Genomic DNA, 23,237 nt, shown 5'->3' on the forward strand with positions numbered 1-23,237 from the left:
CAGATGCGATCCGGGTGAGGGGGACTCTCCACGGGCGCATCTCTCACCTTCATTGCCGAGGCAGCCCCTCACCCCAACCCTCTCCCCGCAAGAGCGGGGCGAGGGAGAAGAGAAAATGAAATGGCGAAAGACACCACCGGGCGGCTGCACGTCACGGTCAAGAGCGGCGGCAAGCGAAAGCTGTCGTCAAAACTCTGGCTCGAGCGCCAGCTCAACGATCCCTATGTCGCCAAGGCCAAGGCGATGGGCTACCGCTCGCGCGCGGCCTTCAAGCTGCTCGAGATCGACGACAAATATCGCCTGCTCAAGCCGGGCATGACGGTGGTCGACCTCGGCGCTGCGCCGGGCGGCTGGAGCCAGATCGCGGCCAAGCGCACCGGCGCGGCCGACGGCAAGGGCAAGGTGATTGCGATCGATCTCTTGGAGATGGGTGAGATCCCCGGCGTCACCTTCGCGCAGCTCGATTTCCTCGACCATGACGCGCCGGCGAAGCTGATCGCGATGATGGGCGGCCGCGCCGATTTCGTGATGTCCGACATGGCCGCCAATACCACGGGCCACCGCAAGACCGATCAGCTGCGCATCATCGGCCTGGTCGAGACCGCCGCGCATTTTGCCGGCGAAGTGCTCAATCCCGGCGGCACCTTCCTGGCAAAGGTGTTTCAGAGCGGCGCCGACGCCGAGCTGGTGGCGCAGCTGAAGCGCGATTTCGCCAGCGTCCGCCACGTCAAGCCGTCCGCCAGCCGGCAGGATTCGTCCGAGCGCTATGTGCTGGCGACGGGGTTTCGCGGGCAGCAGCAGCCGTCATTGTGAGGCACTGAGGCCGTTTCTTGCAGGACTGGAAAATCGGGTATCGCAGGCGCATATCTCTCACATGGCGACCATTGTTCAATGCAATTGCGGCGCCGAGTACAGACGCACTGAGGAGAAGTTCTTGGTGCCGCATACGGGTGACGCGATCTGCACGGTCTGCGGAGCTGCGCTGGAATCGTGGCTGGAAACGACCCACGTTCCCACATACGAACTTATTGAACGTCCGGATCGAAGACAGCCAGCCGGAACGACCGGCCCCCCCTAAGGGCCTGGCCGTGATCGGACGGCGGCCTGCAGCGTCCGTGCCTCGGGAACGGCTCGTTCGCTCGACTAGCCGAGCCGCTGATCCCGCGCGTTCTGCGTATCCTCGGTCGCGACCTTGACGGCTTCGGTGGCGGCGCGCTTCTCTGCGCCCTTGCGGCTGGAGATGTCGATCGCCTTGCGTCCGGCGATTTCGTTGCCGGCGTCAACCGGCATCTGCCAGAAGAACCAGGCCGACGCCGCCGAGATCAGCGACACCACGATGAAGGCCGGCGCGAACACGTCGGCGGACAGCTCGGTCGCATGGTGCAGCGCCAGCGTGGTTTCAACCGAGAACGCGCCGACTGCGACGCCCGCGGACACCGCGAGCTGCTGGTTGACGCTGACGAGGGTGGTGGCGCGGCTCATCTGCGGCGCCTCGACCTCGGCATAGGCCACGGTGTTGATCGCGGTGAATTGCAGCGAGCGGAAGAAGCCGCCGACCACCAAAATGGTGAAGATCAGCATCAGCGGCGTCGAGATCGTGAACAGGGCGCAGGCGGCCAGGAAAGCGGAGCTGACCACGGCGTTGACGGTCATCATGTTGCGGAAGCCGAAGGCGCGGATGATGCGCGCGGCCAGCGTCTTCATGCCCATGGCGCCGACCGCGGAGGCAAAGGTCACGAGGCCGGACTGGAACGGCGACAGGCCGAAGCCGACCTGCATCAGAAGCGGCAGCAGGAACGGCAGCGCGCCGATGCCGAGCCGGAACATCAAGCCGCCGATGATCGACGCGCGCATCGTCGGCAGCCGCAGCAGGCCGAAATCGAGCACCGGCGAACCGGTGCGCCGGGCGTGGATGACGTAGAGCGTCATCGACACCGTGCCGACCCCGACCAGTGCGGCGACGATCGGCCACGGCAGCAGATTGAGGCCGGCGACCGAAAGCCCGAAGGCGATGCCGGCAAGCCCGATGCCGGCCAGCACCAACCCCACGAGATCGAAGCGCTCGGGGTCTTCGCTCTTGATCGGGTCGATATATTTCAGCGCCAGGAAGATGCCGAGCAGTCCGATCGGAATGTTGATCAGGAAGATCCAGTGCCAGGAGAAATAGGTGGTGATGAAGCCGCCGAGCGGTGGCCCGATCACCGGCCCGATCAGCGCCGGGACCGTCACCCAGGCCATCGCGTTGACCAGCGCGCTCTTGTCGACCGAGCGCAGCAGCACCAGCCGTCCGACCGGGGTCATCATCGCCCCGCCGAGGCCCTGCAGGATGCGGGCGAACACGAAATCGGTCACCGAGGAGGACAGCGCGCAGCCGATCGAGCCCAGCATGAACACGGCGACCGCGCCGGCAAACACGATGCGGGCGCCGAAACGGTCCGCGGTCCAGCCGCTCGCCGGGATGAACACCGCGAGCGACAGCAGATAGGACGTGATCGCGAGCTTCAGCGTCAGCGGGCTGGTGCCGATATCGGCGGCGATCGCCGGCAGCGAGGTCGCGATAACCGTCGAATCCATGTTCTCCATGAACAGGGCGCTAGCGACGATCAGTGGAATGATACGCTGATTTTTCAAGGGCTTGGTCGATTCGTGGAACTTCCGGGGCCGTTAGACTTGGCACAGAATGGCAGCGATTTGCACCCTAATCCGGGGAATATCCGAGGAGCGTTTTAGATCGCAATCCACCAATGATCCCGTCGCGTAATCCCTCTGGCTCGATCCGGCCGCCGTGCCTTGCAGCAGCTTCCGCGCGTTGCCGATTTGGTCGGATCAAACGAGCGAATCGGCTGCACCCGCTTCAAGAGTGCTGCAACGTGGTCGCGGCTATCGGTCAGCTCCCATTAAATGCGCGCAGCAGAGAGGTCATCGCTTTTCCGAAGTCGTCCGGGATTGGTTCAGCTGCGCGCGACCGCCGGCAAGAAGGTCTTCCGATGCATGATCGATTTCCGCGTCATGCCGCACCTTTTCAAACTGGAACTTTCGATTACCGATGAGTGCCGGCTCGCGCTGAAACGCCTGTTCGATTTGTTTCTAAATATTTCCAAACATCGAGGCAGGCACAATCAGACGTTGTTGGGTGGCAAATCTCATGTAATCTGAATGAGTTCCCCCGATCGATCGGACCCCATGCCCGCCGCCACCGACCGTCTCCTCGCCGCCGTCGAAGCGATCTATGACACCGCGCCCAATCCATCGCTCTGGCCATCCGCTCTTGGCAAGATCGCCGACTGCTTCGATGACGCCGGGGCGATCCTCGAATGGCGAAGGGAGGATGCGACGTTCGGAGTGATCGTTTCCGAGGGCCTCACAGCGGCGGCCCGCGAGTTCGAGGCGCGGTGGGCCCAGCACAATTTCAAGGGCGAACGAGCGATACAGGCCGGCCTCTACTTCAGCGGCGAGCCCGTCACGGATCGGCACATTGGTCCGATCGACGATGCCTACCTCAATCATCCCTTCAACAAGGAATTCCTCGCGAAATACGGCTTGGGCTGGTTCGGCGCAGTGGGAGTGTCGCCGGATCCACGGATCGCTGTCGGGCTCAGCGTGCAGCGGGATTTCGCCAAGCCGCAATTCTCCGACGCTGAACTGGAGCTCATAGCGACGCTCGGGCGCCACACGGAGAAATCTCTACGTCTGTCGATCAGGCTGCTTGATACCGAACTTGCCAATCTCGGCCTTGGCGACGCGCTCGCCCGGATCGGCATCGGCGTGTTTGCGCTGGACTGGTCGGCGCGCGTGCTGTTCGCCAACCCGGTCGGGAAGAGTCTTGTTGGCGAGGTGTTCGATCTCGTGAACGATCATCTACGCGTTCGCATGGCGGCGAGCCGGGCTCCATTCGAGGCCGCGATGACGCAAACGCTTCGCGCCGGGCCGAACGACCTCCTGGCCGAGCCAAGACCCATTCTCATCGGACCGACCTCGACAGACCGACGTTTCGTCATCTACTTGCTCCCGATCACGGTCGGCGCACTTTCAGCCAATCATGTCCTGACCCATACTCGGGCGATCGTCCTCGCTATCGAGCAAAAATCCGCCGAGCCTCCCGACCCCGCGGTCGTGCGTGACATCCTGGGATTGACGCTTGGCGAAGCCAGGGTTGCTTCGCTGGTCGGTTCGGGTCTTCCGCCGCGAACGGCTGCGGAACGTCTCGGAATTGCCGAGGATACGGCCCGCAACGTGCTGAAGCGGGTGTTTGAGAAGCTGAACGTCTCGCGGCAAAGCGAACTTGTGGCGTTGCTCGGTCGGCTGGTCTTGCGATGATCTCGGATCATCGCGGCGCATCCTTTTGGCGTCGCCGGTCCAATCAATCGCACAGATTGTATCGCAAAAAATGAGCGCTTAGACCCATTTGGGTCATGTCCCTGCGGTGGAGCAGCGGAATATCCCCCTGCGATCGCGTGCAGTGGACTGAAGCCCTTTGGTTTCCCAATCATGTCTCGGTTTCTCAAGAAGCTTGCGGTCGTCCTGGTGACGGCTCCGCTGGTGTTGTCCTGCTCAGCGGTGGGTACAGCCGGATATCGGGAGCTGAATTTCTCGCACTAGACGCTCCTTTTTCATTTCACTCATTTCTCAATTCATACTGGAGAAGATCGTGTCCACCATTACGTACGTCGCTTTGACAGGCACTTCCGCTTCCGAAACCCTGACTGCGAACGTTAATTACGATCCGGTCGCCGACACCTACGATGTTGTAAGCGTTATTTACGGTGCCGGAGGCAACGACGTCCTGACGGCCCTTTCGATGCCGATCACGGTCAACGGCCAGGTGCTCGATTTTGGTTCGAGCCTGGATGGCAACGACGGAAACGATGTGCTGTACGGCGGGAATCGTAACGACACTCTCAGTGGCGAAGCAGGCTCGGACACGCTTTATGGCGGCGATGGCAACGACCAGCTTGCCGGCGGCGGCGGCAACGACGCGTTTTACGGCGGCAACGGCGACGATAATATGTCATTCGACGGCGCCGGCTTCGATACGTTTGATGGGGGCGCTGGCAATGATACGCTCAGCGTCGTGAATGCCGATCTCAGCAACAGCACGTTCACCAATGTAGAACATCTATACCTAGATAATCTCGATCCTTATGTCAGCGCTACGGCGGCGCAGCTCAACTCTTTTAGCTCGGTAGGCAGCTATACTGGTTTCCACCTAACGTTGACTTCGCCGGGAAGCATCGGTTCGAACTTCGACCCACTATACACCACCGGCGGTGGCTATAGCTCGATCACGGGATCATCTGGCGCGGATACGATCGACATGTCGGGAGCATCGGATCATGACCATCTTTACCTGTATTCCGGTGACAACCTTGGTGGAAACGTCCTCATCGGCGGTTCCGCCGATGACCAGATCTACGGGGGTAATGGCGGCAACACGCTCATAGGGAATGGCGGCAACGACTGGCTAACCGGCGGTGGCGGCAGCGATGGGCTTTATGGTGGCAGTGGCAACGACTCGTTGAACAGCGGACCAGGCAGCGACACGCTTGATGGTGGCGACGGAAATGACATTCTTAACGGCCAGGGCAGCCATGGGGCCTATTATGGCGGTGCCGGCGATGACACCATAGATCCCGGCAGCCTCGGCTTTGATACGATCGACGGCGGTTCGGGCAACGATTTCTTTTACCTCACCAGTCCGAATACAGACCTTAGTCACAGCACCATTACCGGCGTAGAAACTCTCCAACTCTACCTCATTTCTTTCAGTGCGACGGCTGCACAGATCAACTCATTCACCACGGTTGGCGGTGGGGACTATAACGCTTGGACGCTGACACTGACGACGCCAGGTTCGATCGGATCGAATTTTGACTATCTCGACGATTTTAACTCAACGATCATTGGCTCATCGGGGGCAGACACCATCGATGTGTCGCAGTCTTCAGTCGGATCCAGATGGACTTTATCCGCCGGCGACAATCTCGGTGGAAACGTCCTTAGTGGCGGGGCCGGCGGGGACGTGCTCAACGCAGGCAACGGCGGCGATACGCTCAATGGCAACGGCGGCAACGACACCCTGAACGGCGGTGGCGGCAACGACTACCTCAGTGGCGGCATCGGCAATGACAGTCTCTATGGCGGTGGTGGCAACGACACGATCGATGCAGGGACGGGGACCAACACGATTGACGGCGGCGCCGGCACCGACACCGCGAACTATACCGGTTTCGCGCGGTCGAGCTTTACCATTACCGATCTCGGCAGCGGGCACTATCATGTCGTGGGCAACGGGCACGACGACACGCTGTCAAACGTCGAGGTACTGAAGTTTTCCGATCAGACCGTCTCGATCGGCGCACCTGGCCCGATCAACGGTACGGTTGGTAACGATCAGCTTTATGGCACCGCCGGCAACGATACGTTCTACGGCGGCGCGGGCAACGATGTGCTCGTCGGTCTTGCCGGCGACGACCTCGGCTACGGCGGTGACGGCAACGACTACTTCTATGCCGGCGCAGGAAACGACACGCTGATCGGCGATGCCGGCCTCGACGTGCTGTTGGGCGAGGACGGCAACGACGCCCTCTATGGTGGTACCGGCTTCAACTATCTGTTCGGCGGCGCCGGTACCGATACGCTGCTTGGTTCGGGCGGCGTTGCCGGCGACGTCAACGTCATGTTCGGCGACGACGGCGCCGATTATCTCTACGGCGGCCTCGGCACCAACTATTTCTATGGCGGCGCCGGCGTCGACACCATGTATGGCGGCGCCGGCCTCAACATTTTCATTTCCTCCGGAGAGACCGACGGCAACCTGATCTATGGCGGCTCCGGCCAGAATTACGTCTACGGCTCCAATGGCGGCGACACCGTCACCGGCGGCAGCGGCGTCGACGTATTCTTGATGGGCTCCGGCAACGACGTCATCAGCGGCGGGGGCGGGGTTGACTATGCCTGGGGCGGCGGCGGAGCCGACACGTTCGCCATTTCCGACACTATGCCGGAAGTGATGGTGATTCAGGATTTCAACAGCGGTGGAACGGATGATTTCGTGAACTTTGCCGGTACGTCCCTGCATTCGTTTGCGGACGTGCAGGCCGCGGAGTTCTATTCTCCTGGTATCAATACAACAATTGTCACCGACGCTTCCGGCAACGCCGCGTGGTTGATCGGCGTAGCACCAGGACAACTCGATGCGAGCATGTTCAAGTTTAGCTGACTCGCCGACCGAATGTTTGGATCGTGTCGAACGATATGATTCCTGGCGGGCGTTCCAGCAGGCCGTCGTTCGACATGCGAATGAATGCACGCTCAGACAATGTACGCGGGCAGAAGGCGCACCATGGCGACCCAGGGACACACCATGAAATTGAGAGATCTTCTGCTCGTTCTGGCATTTGTTTTTGCCGCAGCAGTTCCCGCAAGCGCAGCTCCTCCTGCCAGTTGCGCAAGCAAATTCGTCGGCAGTTGGGTCGTTAGGGTCAACGCGACAGGTCAAACTTACCCGGCTCAGTTTTTTGCAAACGGAAGGTCACACGCGACATGTCCGCTGTGTACGCCGGGTGGAAGCTGGACGTGTTCTGGCAACACGCTCACTTTCACCGTAGACAACGGAGTGTCGGGACAGGCTACGCTGAGTGAAGACGGCAGAACCATGTCCGGCGGGTGCTGCACGACGACGCGAGTCGGTGCCGCGCCGTCCCTCGTGGTGGAGAAAAAGCCTCCCAGCCAGCAGCTCTCGTCCGAGGTTGTGACAAGGGAAGCCAAATCCGGGCATCAGCCTTCGGACAAGATTACGGCACGGACACCGCAGCCGACGACAACGAATACACAATCCGCTTCATCTCATGGCAAGCCGACGGTCGCGGCGGTTCAAGGCGGGAATTCTCAGTCCTGCAGTGATATCACCGGACTGCCCGGCGCTCCGACGTCACAAGTTAAGTGTCAGACAGACCGCCGAAGGTTTGCTGTGGCTCCTGCTCAAGAAGCCGCTAAGCATCCAGCCGCAGCCCCGATGACGGAATCGCATTCGTCCGAAGATCCGGCGTCTCTGGCCGGTACCATCGTCGATGAATTGGGACGCATCAGATCGGGGCAATCCGATGATCCGGATAATCGGCCCGCCCCGTCGACGCCGCCAGTTACGGCGGCCACTTCCGGTAATCTCACGTCCGGCAATCCAATGTCCGCGGGGCAGCGAGCTACCAGTTCCGGTACGGATACGTCGTCTTGCACAGCCTACTTCGAAAACATGCTCGAAAACTTCAAGCGGAATGCGGCCATCTGCCTGAAAGACTCTCGGCTCATTCGATCGCTCACCGATATGGAAGGTACGGACAAAAGTACGGTGGATGATGTTTACCTCACACGAGCATCCGCTCCGGAACTGTTTGCATACATCGATCCGCTCGATCCGCGCTGGAAGCACGCGGGCGAGTCGTTTGCTCCAAACTGCGAGTTACCGTTAACCGATGTGGCGCAGAGCGAATCCTACATGGAGTGCGCGCGGGCGTATCTATGCGGTGCTGCCGCCGCTCGTTGTGGCCTCATGCGTGCGCGGGAGATCAAGACCAACTCCTGCCTGCCCCTATCGCACGAATGTCTCGCGCAACATCCCGTGCCGCAACGAATGTCCAGCGACCCGAAGCCACCACAATATGTTTCGCCCGATCCCGTAGCACCGTTGCCCAGTCCGCCCGCTTCTCAAAGTACGATCACCGGACCGTCCGGTTCGAAGTGAAATGCGACAGTGCCTGATACGCGAACTGATTGCGCATGAGGCGCGCGATCACGTCGATCCGATCAAGGTCTGATAATAATCCTAGTGGTTCAGTTGAAGGTTCAGTTGAAAAAGGCGGGGCGAGGGGGCCATTCATCCTGCCTCCGGCGGCGCTATTGCGGAACCGGCCAAACGCCCTAAATCCTGCCTGACGCTGGTATGCATCCGCCAGCGTTTGAGGTCTGCCGTGATCTACGTCCTTGCCGCTCTGCTGCCGCCGATCGGGCTGCTCCTGAACGGACAGCCGTTTTCGGCCATCTTCAACCTGGTCCTGATCGTGTTTTGCGCGGTTTTCGGGCTGTTTTTCCACGTGTTGCTGCTGGTGCCGTCGGCCCATGCGGTGATCGCGGTGCATATGAAGCGGGAGGACCGCCGCCACCGCGAGATGGTCGAGGCGATCCGCCGGCACGGGCCGCCGCCGGGTTACCGGGCCCCCTGAATTGGCGCCGTAAGCTGCCGGGCGCCTTAAAAAGCCTGTGCATGGCTGGCAAACGCTTTGATTCGTCATCCCGCCATGCTATCGACCCGCGTCAACCCCATCGATGGGCTCCGATTCGACGGTGACGCAGCAAGCGTCGCCGCAGACGGCGTTCATCCGTAAGACCATTGCGGCGGATGCCGCAGATAAGGAGTTGGCAATGGCCACGGGATTTCAGGCTATCCGCGAAGCCTACACGTTCGACGATGTGCTTCTGAAGCCCGGCCTTTCGGACATCCTTCCCTCGGAGGCCGACATTCGTTCGCGCGTCACCCGCGCGATCCAGCTCAACATCCCGATCATGGCGTCCGCAATGGACACCGTCACCGAGGCGCGGATGGCGATCGCAATGGCGCAGGCCGGCGGCCTCGGCGTCATCCATCGCAATTTCGACCCCGAAGGCCAGGCCGCCCAGGTGCGGCAGGTCAAGAAATTCGAATCCGGCATGGTGGTCAATCCGCTCACCATCGGTCCCGACGCCACGCTGTCGGATGCGCTCTCGCTGATGAAGGACCACGGCATCTCCGGCATCCCGGTCGTGACCGGTGCGGCCAAGAATTTGCCCGGCAAGCTGGTCGGCATCCTGACCAACCGCGACGTGCGCTTCGCAACCGATCCGCGGCAGAAGGTTTCGGAGCTGATGACGCACGAAAACCTCGTCACGGTGCGCGAGGGTGTCAGCCAGGACGAGGCCAAGCGGATGCTGCATCAGCACCGCATCGAGAAGCTCGTTGTCGTCGACGATCAATATCGCTGCGTCGGCTTGATCACCGTCAAGGACATGGAAAAGGCGGTCGCCCATCCGCTCGCCTGCAAGGACGCGCAGGGCCGGCTGCGTGTCGCCGCCGCCACCACGGTCGGCGAGACCGGATATGAGCGCACCGAGCGGCTGATCGATGCCGGCGTCGACGTCGTCGTGGTCGACACCGCGCACGGCCACTCGCGGCATGTGCTCAACGCCGTCAACCGCATCAAGCGGCTCTCCAATGCGGTGCAGGTCGTCGCCGGCAACGTCGCCACCGAAGGCGGCGCGCAGGCGCTGATCGACGCGGGTGCCGACTGCATCAAGGTCGGCATCGGCCCGGGCTCGATCTGCACCACGCGCATCGTGGCCGGCGTCGGCGTGCCGCAGCTCACCGCGATCATGGACGCGGTGGCGGCGGCGAAGAAGGCCGACATTCCCGTGATCGCCGATGGCGGCATCAAATATTCCGGCGACCTCGCCAAGGCGCTCGCCGCCGGTGCCGACATCGCGATGGTCGGCTCGCTGCTCGCCGGCACCGACGAGACGCCCGGCGAAGTCTTCCTGTGGCAAGGCCGCTCCTACAAAGCCTATCGCGGCATGGGCTCGGTCGGCGCGATGGCGCGCGGCTCGGCCGACCGCTACTTCCAGCAGGACATCAAGGACACGTTGAAGCTCGTGCCTGAAGGCATCGAGGGCCAGGTGCCCTACAAGGGCCCGGTCGGCAATGTCATGCATCAGCTCGCCGGCGGCCTGCGCGCCGCGATGGGCTATGTCGGTGCCAAGAATATTGCCGACTTCCACGACAAGGCCGAGTTCGTCCGCATCACCGGTGCGGGCCTGCGCGAGAGCCACGTCCACGACGTCACGATCACCCGCGAAGCCCCGAACTATCCGGGCGGGGTGTAAGCGCCTCGTACGTCATTCCGGGATGGTCCGAAGGACCAGACCGCAGACACGCAATTGCGCAGCATGATGGCGCGAGCGCCACAAACGGGGCTGCCGTCAACTGAGGCGGCCTTACCATCCATTTCGTTCGGCTTGTTTTGCCATCTCACGCAGATGGCGAGCCAGCTCCAAGTAAATCTCTCGGGCGGCATGGTCGTGCACGCTTGCTGCCTTTGCCTCGGCTTCTTCGGCTTGGAGTCGGTACTCTTCCGCTTTCGGGTTTGGCATCCGGCATCAGGTCGGTGACTGCAATCCGGGTGAGGTCAACCAGTCTGTCATGTACGCCGCGGCTTCACGCTGCCGAGCCCTTCGGATCAGGGCTTCGCGCTCGACACCGTGCGGCATCTTCCCGGCCCGCGCGCGCAACTCTTCGGCTTCAATCGTCAGTCTCTCTTCGAGCGACAGGTCGTGCTTTACGCGGTGTCGGAGTTGTCCCATGCATTTTCCCTTTTCGGTTCCTGCCCGGAACGCAGAGTCTAATTGTCAGGCAGCCGTAAGGTTCCAATGCCCCTCAAATCTGCTCCACCACGAATGCCGATGCCGGGCGGGCGCATCGTCTCGAAATGACGGCCGTCATTTCAAACAGAATTTCAAACAAGTGCGGGTGAAAGAGCAAATCCATCTCCCTTGCGGGGAGCTGGATTGCGTGACTACGTGTCCGCCACGAACCAATCACCTCAAGAGGAAATCAGCATGTCCCAAGGAAAGCGCATCGTTCTTGCCTCGCGTCCGCATGGCGAGCCCACGCCGGCCAATTTCAGGCTCGAGGACTACACGCCGCCGGTGCCGGGCGCAGGCGAGGTGCTGCTGCGCACCATCTGGTTGTCGCTCGATCCCTATATGCGCGGCCGCATGGCCGACGGTCCGTCCTATGCCGCACCGGTGCCGGTCGGTGGCGTGATGGAGGGCGGCACGGTCAGCGAAGTCGTCGCCTCGAACAATCCCGCCTTTGCCAAGGGCGACATCGTGCTGTCGCGCGCGGGCTGGCAGACGCATGTGCTGTCCGACGGCAAGGGTCTCGCCAAGATCGATCCGAAGATCGCGCCGATCTCGACCGCCGTCGGTGTGCTCGGCATGCCCGGCATGACCGCCTATACCGGCCTGCTCGAGATCGGCAAGCCGCAGGCGGGCGAGACTGTGGTGGTTGCGGCCGCGTCCGGCGCGGTCGGCTCGGCGGTCGGCCAGATCGCCAGGATCAAGGGCGCGCACGCGATCGGCATCGCGGGCGGCAAGGACAAATGCGTCTACGTCAAGAACGAGCTCGGCTTCGACGAGTGCCTCGACCACCGCGATCCCAACCTTGCGGCCAAGCTCAAGGAAGCCTGCCCGAAGGGCATCGACGTCTATTTCGAGAATGTCGGCGGCGCGGTGTTCGACGCAGTGTTTCCGCTCCTCAACGCGTTCGCGCGGATCCCGGTGTGCGGCCTGATCGCGCACTACAACGACACCGAGGCGCACGCACCGAAATGGGCCGGCGCGATGATGCGCAACATCCTGACCAAGCGGCTGACCTTCCGCGGCTTCATCGTCAGCGACTTCGCCGCCATGCACGGCGACTTCCTGCGCGACATGTCGCAATGGGTGCGCGAGGGCAAGGTCAAGTACAAGGAGTTCGTGACCGAGGGGCTGGACAGCGCGCCGGAAGCCTTCATGGGCCTGCTCAAGGGCGCCAATTTCGGCAAGCAGCTGGTCCGGGTCGGGCCGGACAGAGCGTGAACCGGGGGGCTTTCACCTCCCAATCCGCGCAATAAAGTGTCAAAAACGCCACTATGACGGGCTTTTGGGGGCTTTTTGGCCCCCATTCGCTTGACTGGGAACCGGAGCAATTGAAACAATATGGCTATATTTCAGAGTGTAGCCATGGTTTTTGAGCTTATTGTTTCCGGGGTCATTCTCCTCGCAGTCGGCTATTGGGCGACGATGTTCGTCATGGGCCGGCGCGACGACGTCTTGCATGGAAAGTTCGTGGAGCAGGAGGAGGACGCCGAGCCGCCGCGGCGCCAGATGCCGCCGCTGCCGCGCGCACGGCCCGTGGTGCAGGCCGCACCGCAGCCGAGCAAGGACTCGCTGCAGGCGCTGCTCACCGTCATCAAGCAGGACCTGCACGACGCGGCGCGGAGCTGACGCCTCTCAGGCCACCGGCTCTTTGCCGAGCAGCATGTCCAGGTCGACATCGACCTGGCCCTTGGCCCTGACGTGGCGGACCTCGAAACTGTCGGGCTGGAAACGGTACTCGACGAAACCAACTTCCTTGACGCCGATCCACTCCTGCTTGGCGTCGGGGACGGTGAAGCCGACCGAGGGCGCCCAGACATGTCTGACGTGCTCGAATGTGTAGTCGCGGCGCTGGTGCACATGGCCGCTGCCGACCAGGCGCCAGTCGACCTTGCCGAACATCTCGATCAGGCGCCGCCGCGCCGGTTGCGGCACGTAGCGGAACGAGGTCGCCTCGCGCTCGGTATCGTAGGGCACGTCGAGATAGAGCGGCTTGTGCAGGAACAGCGCGACCGGCTTGCCGACCGCCTTGTCGAGTGCTGTGGCGAGCCAGTCGAACTGCTCGGCCTCGCGGTCGAGGCCGGTGTTCATGATCAGCGAGTTGAGGCCGATGAAGCACCAGCCGGCGGCGTCGAAATGCCAGCGGTCCTCGCCGACCACCGAGGTGAAGGCGTCGCAGGTCGCTTCGCTCGGCAGTTGCGCCGGCACCGCGCCGACCGCGGTCGGGTTGTCGCCGATGTCGTGATTGCCGGGCAGATAGAGGCAGTCGACCGGCAGCGCGGTGTGCAGTTGTTTGGCGAACACCAGATCGTCGCGGCTGTTCGGCCCGTCGAACGAGACGTCGCCGGAGTTGAGCATGAGGTCGGGACGCGTCGCGTCGATGTGCTCACTGACCCGATGAAAGTTGTCGATGAGCAGTTTGTGGCGGCGCGCGAGATGGGTGTCGGAGATCTGTGTCAGGCGAAATTGGGGCATGCATCGATCCTTTCGCACCGATCATAGGCCGGCGCGAAGTCGGAACGATGACGATTTCAATGACTTATTCGATGCTCTGTTTGATGTCTCGTTTGAAGACTTGTTCGATAATTGGGCGCGGGCCGGCCGCGCGAGCTAGGACGCGGACTCATTGGCGCGCAGCCATAGCCTGATCGATGCGAGTTGAACGAAGGCAAGGTAGTTGACGGCGGGCTTGTCATAGCGCGTCGCAACCCGCTTTGGTCGCGATGCGCCCGAAAGCGGACGCGTTATGCTCACTCTGAGTTTTGTCGTTCGTGACCCTGAGCGGACATTCATCCCCTGACGGGGCTATGTCTCCCCAACGGTCGGCCGTCAGCATGCCAGCGGGACAAGACCACGTCAAACCAACTTGATTTGCTTTGCAAACGCGCCGTTCCCGGGCGATTTGGCGTCGTCTCAACGAACGAGGGGGTGTTCATGGCCAATCCTACACCGACGAATGCCGCTGATGACACCGATCCGGCGCGGGTGGCTCCGGATATCACGAACACAACACCGGAAAACCAGGCGCCGACCTTCCGCAACCAGGACCAGGTCGGGCCGCACCGCGTCATCCGGCGCGGCGACGCAGTGCGGCCACTGCCACCGCACGCCCGTTCGCTCGCGGACCTGACGTTCGAGGTGGGCGGGGTGCGCGTCGGCCTCAGCGACTATATGGCCCGCCGCCGCACGGCTGGGCTGCTGATCCTGAAGCGCGGCGAGATTGCGCTGGAGCGCTACGGCATGGGCAACGGCCCGGAGAGCCGGTGGGCCAGCATGTCGACCGCGAAGTCGATCACCGCGACGCTCGTCGGGGCTGCGCTCCACGATGGCGCGATCGGCAGCCTTGACGATCGCTGCGAGCAATACCTGCCGCGGCTGCGCGGCTCGGCCTACGAGGGCGTCACGATTCGTAATCTCCTGCGGATGTGCTCCGGTGTGGCCTGGCGCGAGGAAAACGATGCAGACGGACGCTCAGAGGACTATCGCCTCGGCAAGGCCATGGTGAGCCGGCGGCCAGGGTCCGTCCTGGACCTCCTGTGCAAACTGCCGCGTGCTCATCCGCAGGGCGTCGTCTTCAACTATTCGACCGGCGAGAGCTGCCTGATCGGCGCGCTGGTCGTGGCCGCTACGGGCCGGCCCTTGGCCGACTACTGCGCTGAGAAGATCTGGGGACCTGCCGGCATGGAGGCCGACGGGTATTGGCAACTTGAGTCTGAAGGAGGCATGGAACTCGCCGGGTTTGGCGTCAGTGCGCGCCTGCGCGACTTCGGCCGCTTCGGCCAGCTGGTGCTGGAGGATGGCGAAGCGTTCAGTGGCCGACGGGTGCTGCCGCCCGGCTGGCGCGATCTCGCCGGACAGCCCGACAGCGCGCCCACTGGCTTCGGCCGGCTCATGCCCGGTTCACCGGCGGGATACGGCTATCACTGGTGGGCGGTGCCGCCCTTGCAGGGCGGCGTCAACAACGGTGCCTTTGCGGCGAATGGCGCCTTCGGCCAGTTCATCTTCGTCAATCCGACCGAGCAGGTGGTCATTGTACTTCAGAGCGCGTGGCGTCAGCCTCGCGACAGCGACGCCGCGGTCGAAAACATCGCGATGATCAGAGCTGCGGTAAGCGCGCTGCGAACGGAGCCAGCGTCGTAGGCCCCGGCGCGGCGACTCCCCTCGCTAGCCTGACCGACTCGCAGCAGCCGACTTCATGAATACGGACCCTAGATCGCCAGCTGCTTGATCGAGGGCGGTGGTGGAGCAGGTGGAGTGACGCCGCGTCCGAGCAATCCGGTGTCGGGCAGATTGGTCCCCGTGACTGATGGTGTCGCGGTGAGCCCGAAATAAGCGAGCGCATCGCGCCTGACATCGTAGACGGCAACGCCGATCAGGGTCAGCACCAGCGCCGCGGCGAGCCCATGCCTGACCATGTCGCGCGTCGAGCGATAGCCGCTGCGGAAATAGATCGAGAGCAGGATTGCGACCAAGAGCGCCGCGGCGACGCCTGCGAGCCCCGACATCACCATGCCGAGCCCGCCATCGGCGGCGTCGTCGAACCAGCCGGTGGGCGGATCGATCGCCTGTAGCAGGGGCGTGGTGATATCGCCGAGAGTTTCGGTCGCTTGGGCCGCCTGGGCCGCGCCGTCGAAAATCCGGGAGATGATGCTCATCGCGTCATCCATGAGGGGCTGAAACCGTCGTAACTCCTGAGAGTTGGTCATCCAGGCTCGGATGATGGTTCAACGGGCTCCACAGCTGCTTGATTGCGCCGGGCGGGGTTGGCGGCTAAGAGGACGGCCGGGCGCTGAGGGAGATTCTGATGTCAGTTCAAATGGTTCTGTTACCGGTCTTCATCCAGATTGGGCTCACCTTCGCACTCCTGTTCGCGATGGCGACGACGCGCACCAGGGCGCTGACGAGCGGCGAGACCAGGATCAAGGACATCGCGCTGCGTGAGCCGAACTGGCCGGCCGGCGCCACCAAGTTCGGCAATTGCTTTGCCAACCAGTTCGAGCTTCCGGTGCTGTTCTATGTCCTGATCGCCATTGCGCTGCCGTTGCGCCGTGCCGATTTGTTCATCGTGCTGATGTCCTGGGTATTCGTGGTCACGCGCTTTGCCCATGCCGGGGTGTTCGTCACCTCCAACGACGTGCGGCCGCGCTCGCTCGCCTGGTTCGCCGGCGTGCTGGTGCTGGCGGCGATGTGGCTGTATTTCGCGCTCAAACTGCTGCTGCTGATCTGACGCGCCCAACCGAAAGAGACCAATGACCCCCGCTGCCCGGCTTTCCGCCGCGATCGAGCTGATCGCCACCATCGACGCACAGCGCATTCCCGCGGCGAAAGCGCTGAAGGAATGGGGCACCGCGCACCGCTATGCCGGCTCCGGCGATCGCGCCGCGATCTCCGGCCTGATCTGGGACGTGCTGCGCCGGCAATCCTCCGCGGCCTGGCTGATGGAGGATGACAGCGCCCGCGCGCGGGTGATCGGCATGCTCAAGCTCGAACGCGGCATGGATGTCGCCACGATCGCTGCGCTGTGCGACGGCGGACGCTTTGCGCCTGACGCGCTGACCGCGACCGAGGAGGCCGCGCTGGCCTCGCGCTCGCTGAAGGATGCGCCGGCGCCGGTCGCGGGCGATTATCCGGAATGGCTCGATCCCTATCTGGCAAAGGTGTTCGGCGACGACCGCGCCACGGAAGCGACCGCGATGGCGAGCCGCGCGCCGCTCGATTTGCGCGTCAACACGCTCAAGGGCAAGCGCGAGAAGATGCTGCCGCGATTGCATCATTTGGGCGCGAAGGAGACGCCGTGGTCGCCGCTCGGCCTGCGCATCGAGCTCGGCGCCGACGCGCGCAATCCCGGCATCCATGCCGAGGAGGATTTCATCAAGGGCGCGATCGAGGTGCAGGACGAGGGCTCGCAGCTCGCCGCGCTGCTGTCGGCCGCAAAGCCCGGCGAGCAGGTGATCGATCTCTGCGCCGGCGCCGGCGGCAAGACGCTGGCACTCGCCGCGATGATGCAAGGCAAGGGCCGGCTGATCGCGACGGACAGCGATAAGCGCCAGCTCGTGCCGATCCATGAGCGGCTGTCGCGCGCCGGCGTGCACAATTGCGACGTCCGCACGCCGCGCGGCGAGGAAGAGGTGCTGTCCGATATCAAGGCGTCCGCCGACCTCGTGCTGATCGACGCGCCGTGCACCGGCACCGGCACCTGGCGCCGCAATCCCGACGCCAAATGGCGCATGCGCCCGGGCGCGCTCGAGGTGCGGCTGAAGGACCAGGCCGAGGTGCTGGAGCGCGCCGCGCCGCTGGTGAAGGGCGGCGGCCGCATCGCCTACATCACCTGCTCGGTGTTATCAGAGGAGAACGGCGAGCAGGTCAGGGCCTTCATCGCGCGGCATCCGGAGTTCTCGGTGCAGCCGCCGGAGCAGACCGCCTCGGTGCTGTGGGACAAGGCCGAGGCTTTTGCGGAGGCCGCGCTGCAATCGGCGGAGGGCTGGCTGATGACGCCGCGCCGCACCGGTACGGACGGATTTTTCGTCAGCATCCTCAAACGCCAGGCGTCATCCTGAGGTGCACGCCGAGCGGTGCGCCAGCAACGCTCGGTGGGCCTCGAAGGATGAGGATGGAGCCGGGCCGTCGCCCTTCGAGACGCGCGCATGGGCGCGCTCCTCAGGGTGACGATACCGAACACACGCCCGCCGGCATCGGCGTCTTGCTCACCACAACGACCCAGTACAGCAGCGCGCAGGCGCTGATCGCGGCACCGAGCACGCAGACCCCGAGCCAGCCGGCCGCCGCGTAGACGATGGTCGAGCCGATCGCGCCGAGGCCTGAGCCGATCGAATAGAACACCATGTAGGCGCCGATCAGGCGGCTCGATGCGTCGGGGCGCGTCGCCACGATCAGGCTCTGATTGGTGACATGCACCGCCTGCACCGCGAAATCGATCATGACCACGCCGGCGAGCACCAGCCATAGCGAAGAGTGAAGGCAGGCGATCGGGATCCAGCCGGCGAGCATCAGCATCAGCGACAATCCGGTGGTGCGCTGCGCCCAGCCGCGATCGGCGAGGCGGCCCGAATTGCGCGCCGCCAGCGCGCCGGCGAGCCCGGCAATGCCGAGCATGCCGATCGTGGTGTGCGACAGCGACAGCGGGGGAGAAGCGAGCGGCAACACGACCGAGCTCCAGAACGCGCTGAAGCTTGCGAAGATCAACAGCGCGAACACCGCGCGTTCGCGCAGCACCGGCTCCTGGACGACCAGGGCTGCGGTCGAGCGCAGCAGCTTGGCATAGGACGATCCGGCGAGCGGCTGCGGCTGCCGTCGCGGCAGCGCACGTGCGAGCAACGCCGCCATCACCAGCATCAGCACGGCCGAAGTCAGGTAGACCAGACGCCATCCTCCGATGTCGGCCAGCGCGCCTGAGGCAAAGCGGGCGAGCAGAATGCCCGAGACGACGCCGCTCTGGATGGTCCCGATGGTCTGGCCGCGTTCGGCCGGCGTTGCGAGCGTCGCGGCGTAGGCGACGATCACCTGGATGACGACGGCGAGCAGTCCGACCAGCGCCATGCCGATGAACAGCACGATTGCGTTCGGCGCCATGCCGACGACGGTGAGGGCGACCGCGGACAGCATCACCTGACCGACGATCAGCCGGCGGCGGTCCCAGAGGTCGCCGAGCGGCACGATCAGCATCAACCCGACGGCGAGGCCGATCTGGGTCAGCGTCACGACGATGCCGATCGCGGCGGGGGTAATGCCGAGATCCTGCGCCATGGTGTCGAGCAGCGGCTGCGCGGAGTAGATGTTGGCGACGCTCAGCCCGCAGGCGACGGCAAACAGCAGGACGATCGCGGGCGACAGCGGGCCTGTTGTCGCGTTGCCGGCCTCGTTCGCGGCTTCCTGGGCCGGTCGGGCCTCCGCCATGGTCCTGTTCGTCATCATGCCTCCGCTGCAGTTCGCAATCTGGTCTTATGATGAGACCAGTTGCGCCGGGCGCTGTCTAGTCCTATTTTAAGACCAGTTTCGGGAAAGTGATCGAGGAGAGGCTGAACGCGATGCAGCGGACCGGATTTGCGAAAGCGGACTGCCCGGTGGCCCGTGCGCTGGATGCGATTGGCGACTGGTGGTCGCTGTTGATCGTGCGCGATGCGTTCGACGGGTTGCGCCGGTTCGGCGACTTCCAGAAGAATCTCGGCATCGCCAAGGGCATGCTGACGGCGCGGCTGCGCAAGCTGGTTGAAACCGGCGTGCTCGAGCAGGTCGCGGCCTCCGACGGCAGCGCCTACCTGGAATATGTGCTGACCAAGCGGGGGCACGATCTGTTTCCGATCGTGGTCTCCTTGCGGCAATGGGGCGAGGCGCATCTCTACGCGCGCGGCGAGCCGCATTCGGTGCTGCTGGACCAGGCCGGGCAGGCGGTCGGGCAGCTCGTGTTGCCGTCGAAGAGCGGCAAGGCGCTGAGCTGGTCGGATACAAAGGTGAGGAAGGTCGCGGCGCGCAGGCGGTGATGTGGTGCGCAACTGCCAACGTCGTCGATATCCCCGCACTCCGCCGTCATCCTGAGGTGCGCGCCGAGCGATGCGTCAGCAACGATCGGCGAGCCTCGAAGGATGGGGAGAGAGCCGGGCTGTCGCCCTTCGAGACGGTCGCTTCGCGACCTCCTCAGGGTGACGGGAGAGAGTAGGGTCGCCGCGCGCCGGCGCTCAGCGGCCTTCAATCCACGATGAACAGCGTCGCGCCGGTCGTTGTCGACGAGCGGTGCGCGGCGTCGCCGAAATCGGAGACCTGGTAGCTCATGCCCGGTTTCAGCGTGAACCGGCGGCCGTCGCGCAGCTCCGTGTCTAGCTCGCCCGTGACGACGTAGAGCACATGGCCGCGGTCGCACCAGTGATCGGCGAGGTAGCCGGGGGAATATTCCACCATCCGCACCCGCAGATCGCCGATATCGAGCGTGCGCCACAGCGCTTGCCCGGTCTCGCCGGGATGCACCGTAGGCTCGAGCTGGCTCCAGTCGGTGATGGTGAAGGGCAGGGTCGGGATTTTCATGCGGGTGGTCCTGATTTTCAGCTCGCCGGCTCTGCATCCCCAAACACCGGCGTCCCCGCGCAACGGCGAAGCCGTTGTCGCTGGAGGTGCGAGCGGAGCGAGCCTCGAAGGATGGGGATGGAGCCGGGCCGTCGCCCTTCGAGGCTCGCTTCGCGAGCACCTCAGGGTGACGGTAGACTCAGCGGCATCTTAATGCACCAGATGGTTCGCCGAACCCTGCCTGATCTTGCCGTCAGCATCGAGCCGCAGATATTCGCAGATCTTGTTGCCGCGTTCGTTCTGGTAGAACACGACCACGCTGTCGGGCGAGACATAGAGGTCGATCAGCTCGAAATGCAGCTCGGGCAGTTTTGCGAGCGCGGCGCTCCAATAGGCGCGCAAGCTCGCCTTGCCGCGCACCGTGCCTGACGCGCCGAAGCCGAGCGCCGGAATCCGGTCCGAGGTCATCTCGGTATCTTCCGCATACATCGCCAGCACGCGCTCGAGATCGCGCGCGTTCCAGGCGGCGATCCAGTCGTGGCCGAGGGCTGTGAGGCGGGACGGGTCATGGAAATCTGGCATGGGTTCCCTCCAGCATTCCTTTTGGCCAAATTAGGTCAATGATACTGACCCATACCGATTTGTCCGTGCCCAAAGAAGAATGTGGGCGCCCCGCGCAGCGCGGTTGCGGGGGCGGGCGGTGTCGCGTATCTGCTTGCCATGACAGCCCAGCACACAGCCCGCGAACCGTCGACGCCCACCGTGGCCTCGGCGCATGACAAGATTCTGATTGTCGATTTCGGCAGTCAGGTGACGCAACTGATCGCCCGCCGCGTCCGCGAGATGGGGGTCTATTCCGAGATCGTGCCGTTCCAGAAGGCGGAGGCCGCCTTCAAGGAGATGAAGCCGAAGGCGGTGATCCTCTCCGGCGGCCCGGAGTCAGTTCACGAGACCGGCTCGCCGCGCGCCCCGCAGCTGATCTTCGAGTCCGGTGTTCCCGTGCTCGGCATCTGCTACGGCCAGATGACCCTGGCCGCCCAGCTCGGCGGCGAGGTCGAGGGCGGGCACCACCGCGAGTTCGGCCGCGCCGATGTCGAGGTCAAGACGGATAGTTGTTTGTTCGACGGCGTCTGGGCCCACGGCGAAAAGCATCAGGTGTGGATGAGCCATGGCGACCGCATCACCAAAATGCCGCCCGGGTTCTCGGTGGCCGGCGTCTCGCCGAACGCGCCGTTCGCGATCATCCAGGACGAGAAGCGGAAGTACTACGGGCTGATGTTCCATCCCGAGGTGGTGCACACGCCCGACGGCGCCAAGCTGTTGCGCAACTTCGTCCGCAAGGTCGCAGGGCTCACCGGCGACTGGACCATGCGCGCGTTCCGCGAGGAGGCGATCGAGAAGATCCGCGCCCAGGTCGGCAAGGGCAAGGTGATCTGCGGCCTGTCCGGCGGCGTCGATTCCGCCGTTGCCGCGGTGCTGATCCACGAGGCGATCGGCGACCAGCTGACCTGCGTGTTCGTCGATCACGGCCTGCTGCGGCTCGACGAGGCAAAAACCGTCGTCGACCTGTTCCGCAACCACTACAACATCCCGCTGGTCCATGTGGACGCGTCGAAAGAGTTTCTGGGCGAGCTCGTTGGCGTCACCGATCCGGAAGTAAAGCGCAAGACCATCGGGCGCCTGTTCATCGACGTGTTCGAGGCGGAGGCCAAGAAGATCGGTGGCGCCGAATTCCTGGCGCAGGGCACGCTTTACCCCGACGTGATCGAGAGCGTCTCCTTCACCGGCGGGCCGTCGGTGACCATCAAGTCGCACCACAATGTCGGCGGCCTTCCTGATCGCATGAACATGAAGCTGGTCGAGCCGTTGCGCGAGCTGTTCAAGGACGAGGTGCGCGTGCTCGGCCGCGAACTCGGCCTGCCCGAAGTCTTCGTCGGCCGCCACCCGTTCCCGGGCCCCGGCCTCGCCATCCGCTGCCCCGGCGACATCACCCGGGAGAAGCTCGACATCCTGCGTAACGCGGACGCCGTCTATATCGACCAGATCCGCAAGCACGGCCTCTATGACGCGATCTGGCAGGCCTTTGCGGTGCTGCTGCCGGTCAAGACCGTCGGCGTGATGGGCGACGGCCGCACCTACGAATACGTCGTCGGCCTCCGCGCCGTCACCTCGACCGACGGCATGACCGCGGACTTCTATCAGTTCGACATGAAGTTCCTGGCCGAGACCGCGACGCGCATCATCAACGAGGTGAAGGGCGTCAACCGCGTGGTGTACGACGTGACGTCGAAGCCGCCGGGGACGATTGAGTGGGAGTAGGGGGCGTCGGCGGTTGAACAGCGGCCGTGCCTTCCTGTGCTCCTGCCTTCTCCCGAGACAATCGAGCTCTGGCATTGCCACCAGCCCGATTGTCTCGGCATTTCGTTATACGTCGCGGTGGCGCGTCGCGCCGGTTGAACAGCTGGGGCCAGCTCGACCGATCGATGCGCGCGGCGCGATCAATACGGACCCGGCTCGCAGGGGACGTTGTCGCCGGTCCAGGGCGCAGTGGCGAATGCACCGACGCGCGGCGCCGGAATGCATGCGCGACCGTCAACATAGACAGGTTCGTTGGGCGCGGCGACACCGGCCTCCGCGACGTGCCGGGAAACGGCGTGGGTCTCACGCGCCATCGCCGGTGACGCGATCATGGCAACCGCGATGAAAGCAGCCGACAACAGTTTGACGTTGGTCATTGAGTTTCTCCGTTTTGGTTTTATGGGCCAAGGAGTCTGGCCTCG

Annotated in this window: 21 protein-coding genes and 1 pseudogene; 13 read left to right on the forward strand and 9 right to left on the reverse strand. The window is 63.7% G+C overall.

The window, feature by feature from the left end; all coding sequences use genetic code 11:
- The first annotated feature begins 120 nt into the window (after positions 1 to 120).
- Positions 121 to 813 (forward strand): RlmE family RNA methyltransferase, encoded by a 693-nt coding sequence (locus WDM24_RS17160; RefSeq protein ID WP_338699798.1) that lies wholly within the window; start codon positions 121 to 123, stop codon positions 811 to 813.
- 330 nt (positions 814 to 1,143) lie between these two features.
- Here WDM24_RS17160 and WDM24_RS17165 read toward each other — a convergent pair whose 3' ends face one another.
- Positions 1,144 to 2,583: an MFS transporter gene (locus WDM24_RS17165; protein ID WP_414645757.1), complete on the reverse strand. Its 1,440-nt coding sequence runs from the start codon at positions 2,581 to 2,583 to the stop codon at positions 1,144 to 1,146.
- A 600-nt stretch (positions 2,584 to 3,183) separates the two neighbouring features.
- Here WDM24_RS17165 and WDM24_RS17170 point away from each other — a divergent pair.
- The 5 genes from WDM24_RS17170 (at position 3,184) to guaB (ending at position 10,908) form a co-directional block, all read left to right on the forward strand.
- Positions 3,184 to 4,317, forward strand: coding sequence for a helix-turn-helix transcriptional regulator (locus tag WDM24_RS17170; protein WP_338699802.1), 1,134 nt, complete (start codon positions 3,184 to 3,186; stop codon positions 4,315 to 4,317).
- Between the two features lie 331 nt (positions 4,318 to 4,648).
- The gene (locus tag WDM24_RS17175; protein WP_338831854.1) at positions 4,649 to 7,219 is read left to right on the forward strand and encodes a calcium-binding protein; all 2,571 of its coding nucleotides are present in this window, start codon (positions 4,649 to 4,651) and stop codon (positions 7,217 to 7,219) included.
- A 795-nt stretch (positions 7,220 to 8,014) separates the two neighbouring features.
- Positions 8,015 to 8,740 carry a hypothetical protein gene (locus WDM24_RS17180; RefSeq protein WP_338831855.1) on the forward strand — a complete coding sequence of 242 codons (726 nt, stop codon included), beginning with the start codon at positions 8,015 to 8,017 and terminating at the stop codon, positions 8,738 to 8,740.
- A gap of 226 nt (positions 8,741 to 8,966) precedes the next feature.
- Positions 8,967 to 9,218, forward strand: coding sequence for a hypothetical protein (locus WDM24_RS17185; RefSeq protein WP_018271177.1), 252 nt, complete (start codon positions 8,967 to 8,969; stop codon positions 9,216 to 9,218).
- A 199-nt stretch (positions 9,219 to 9,417) separates the two neighbouring features.
- A complete protein-coding gene (guaB, locus tag WDM24_RS17190; protein ID WP_166306884.1) occupies positions 9,418 to 10,908 on the forward strand; it encodes an IMP dehydrogenase in 1,491 nt (496 codons plus the stop codon).
- A gap of 273 nt (positions 10,909 to 11,181) precedes the next feature.
- On the opposite strand, the gene WDM24_RS17195 is transcribed toward guaB, so the two are convergent.
- Positions 11,182 to 11,385 (reverse strand): hypothetical protein, encoded by a 204-nt coding sequence (locus WDM24_RS17195; RefSeq protein WP_176422115.1) that lies wholly within the window; start codon positions 11,383 to 11,385, stop codon positions 11,182 to 11,184.
- 255 nt (positions 11,386 to 11,640) lie between these two features.
- On the opposite strand from WDM24_RS17195, the gene WDM24_RS17200 reads away from it, so the two are divergent.
- Together WDM24_RS17200 and WDM24_RS17205 are read left to right on the forward strand one after the other, a co-directional pair.
- On the forward strand, positions 11,641 to 12,663 hold the full coding sequence (locus tag WDM24_RS17200; protein WP_338831856.1) for an NADP-dependent oxidoreductase: 1,023 nt from the start codon (positions 11,641 to 11,643) through the stop codon (positions 12,661 to 12,663).
- A gap of 144 nt (positions 12,664 to 12,807) precedes the next feature.
- Entirely contained in the window at positions 12,808 to 13,071 is a 264-nt protein-coding gene (locus WDM24_RS17205) for a hypothetical protein (protein WP_166296512.1), read from the forward strand.
- A gap of 6 nt (positions 13,072 to 13,077) precedes the next feature.
- On the opposite strand, the gene WDM24_RS17210 is transcribed toward WDM24_RS17205, so the two are convergent.
- Complete coding sequence (locus WDM24_RS17210; RefSeq protein ID WP_338831857.1) at positions 13,078 to 13,917, reverse strand: metallophosphoesterase; 840 nt, start codon at positions 13,915 to 13,917, stop codon at positions 13,078 to 13,080.
- Between the two features lie 135 nt (positions 13,918 to 14,052).
- A pseudogene (locus tag WDM24_RS17215) lies at positions 14,053 to 14,157 on the reverse strand (IS5/IS1182 family transposase); the annotation flags it as partial.
- Positions 14,158 to 14,376: 219 nt separating this feature from the next.
- Here WDM24_RS17215 and WDM24_RS17220 point away from each other — a divergent pair.
- The gene (locus WDM24_RS17220; protein ID WP_338831858.1) at positions 14,377 to 15,582 is read left to right on the forward strand and encodes a serine hydrolase; all 1,206 of its coding nucleotides are present in this window, start codon (positions 14,377 to 14,379) and stop codon (positions 15,580 to 15,582) included.
- A gap of 68 nt (positions 15,583 to 15,650) precedes the next feature.
- Here WDM24_RS17220 and WDM24_RS17225 read toward each other — a convergent pair whose 3' ends face one another.
- Positions 15,651 to 16,097: a hypothetical protein gene (locus tag WDM24_RS17225; RefSeq protein ID WP_338831859.1), complete on the reverse strand. Its 447-nt coding sequence runs from the start codon at positions 16,095 to 16,097 to the stop codon at positions 15,651 to 15,653.
- Between the two features lie 149 nt (positions 16,098 to 16,246).
- On the opposite strand from WDM24_RS17225, the gene WDM24_RS17230 reads away from it, so the two are divergent.
- Positions 16,247 to 16,669 (forward strand): MAPEG family protein, encoded by a 423-nt coding sequence (locus WDM24_RS17230; protein ID WP_029078704.1) that lies wholly within the window; start codon positions 16,247 to 16,249, stop codon positions 16,667 to 16,669.
- A gap of 22 nt (positions 16,670 to 16,691) precedes the next feature.
- Positions 16,692 to 17,999, forward strand: coding sequence for an RsmB/NOP family class I SAM-dependent RNA methyltransferase (locus WDM24_RS17235; protein ID WP_338831860.1), 1,308 nt, complete (start codon positions 16,692 to 16,694; stop codon positions 17,997 to 17,999).
- A 100-nt stretch (positions 18,000 to 18,099) separates the two neighbouring features.
- Here the strand turns inward: WDM24_RS17235 and WDM24_RS17240 are convergent, their stop codons facing one another.
- Positions 18,100 to 19,371, reverse strand: a complete 1,272-nt coding sequence (locus WDM24_RS17240) for an MFS transporter (protein WP_338831861.1) — start codon at positions 19,369 to 19,371, stop codon at positions 18,100 to 18,102.
- Between the two features lie 116 nt (positions 19,372 to 19,487).
- On the opposite strand from WDM24_RS17240, the gene WDM24_RS17245 reads away from it, so the two are divergent.
- The gene (locus WDM24_RS17245; protein WP_166296494.1) at positions 19,488 to 19,940 is read left to right on the forward strand and encodes a winged helix-turn-helix transcriptional regulator; all 453 of its coding nucleotides are present in this window, start codon (positions 19,488 to 19,490) and stop codon (positions 19,938 to 19,940) included.
- 205 nt (positions 19,941 to 20,145) lie between these two features.
- Here the strand turns inward: WDM24_RS17245 and WDM24_RS17250 are convergent, their stop codons facing one another.
- Together WDM24_RS17250 and WDM24_RS17255 are read right to left on the reverse strand one after the other, a co-directional pair.
- Positions 20,146 to 20,478 carry a DHCW motif cupin fold protein gene (locus WDM24_RS17250; protein WP_166296492.1) on the reverse strand — a complete coding sequence of 111 codons (333 nt, stop codon included), beginning with the start codon at positions 20,476 to 20,478 and terminating at the stop codon, positions 20,146 to 20,148.
- Between the two features lie 189 nt (positions 20,479 to 20,667).
- Positions 20,668 to 21,039, reverse strand: a complete 372-nt coding sequence (locus WDM24_RS17255) for a nuclear transport factor 2 family protein (RefSeq protein WP_338831862.1) — start codon at positions 21,037 to 21,039, stop codon at positions 20,668 to 20,670.
- Positions 21,040 to 21,177: 138 nt separating this feature from the next.
- Here WDM24_RS17255 and guaA point away from each other — a divergent pair, with 138 nt between their 5' ends.
- Positions 21,178 to 22,776, forward strand: a complete 1,599-nt coding sequence (gene guaA, locus WDM24_RS17260; RefSeq protein WP_338831863.1) for a glutamine-hydrolyzing GMP synthase — start codon at positions 21,178 to 21,180, stop codon at positions 22,774 to 22,776.
- A gap of 179 nt (positions 22,777 to 22,955) precedes the next feature.
- Here the strand turns inward: guaA and WDM24_RS17265 are convergent, their stop codons facing one another.
- The gene (locus WDM24_RS17265; RefSeq protein ID WP_338831864.1) at positions 22,956 to 23,192 is read right to left on the reverse strand and encodes a hypothetical protein; all 237 of its coding nucleotides are present in this window, start codon (positions 23,190 to 23,192) and stop codon (positions 22,956 to 22,958) included.
- Between the last annotated feature and the right edge of the window lie 45 nt (positions 23,193 to 23,237).

This window comes from Bradyrhizobium sp. 27S5 (genome assembly GCF_037217225.1).
Lineage (GTDB): Bacteria > Pseudomonadota > Alphaproteobacteria > Rhizobiales > Xanthobacteraceae > Bradyrhizobium > Bradyrhizobium septentrionale.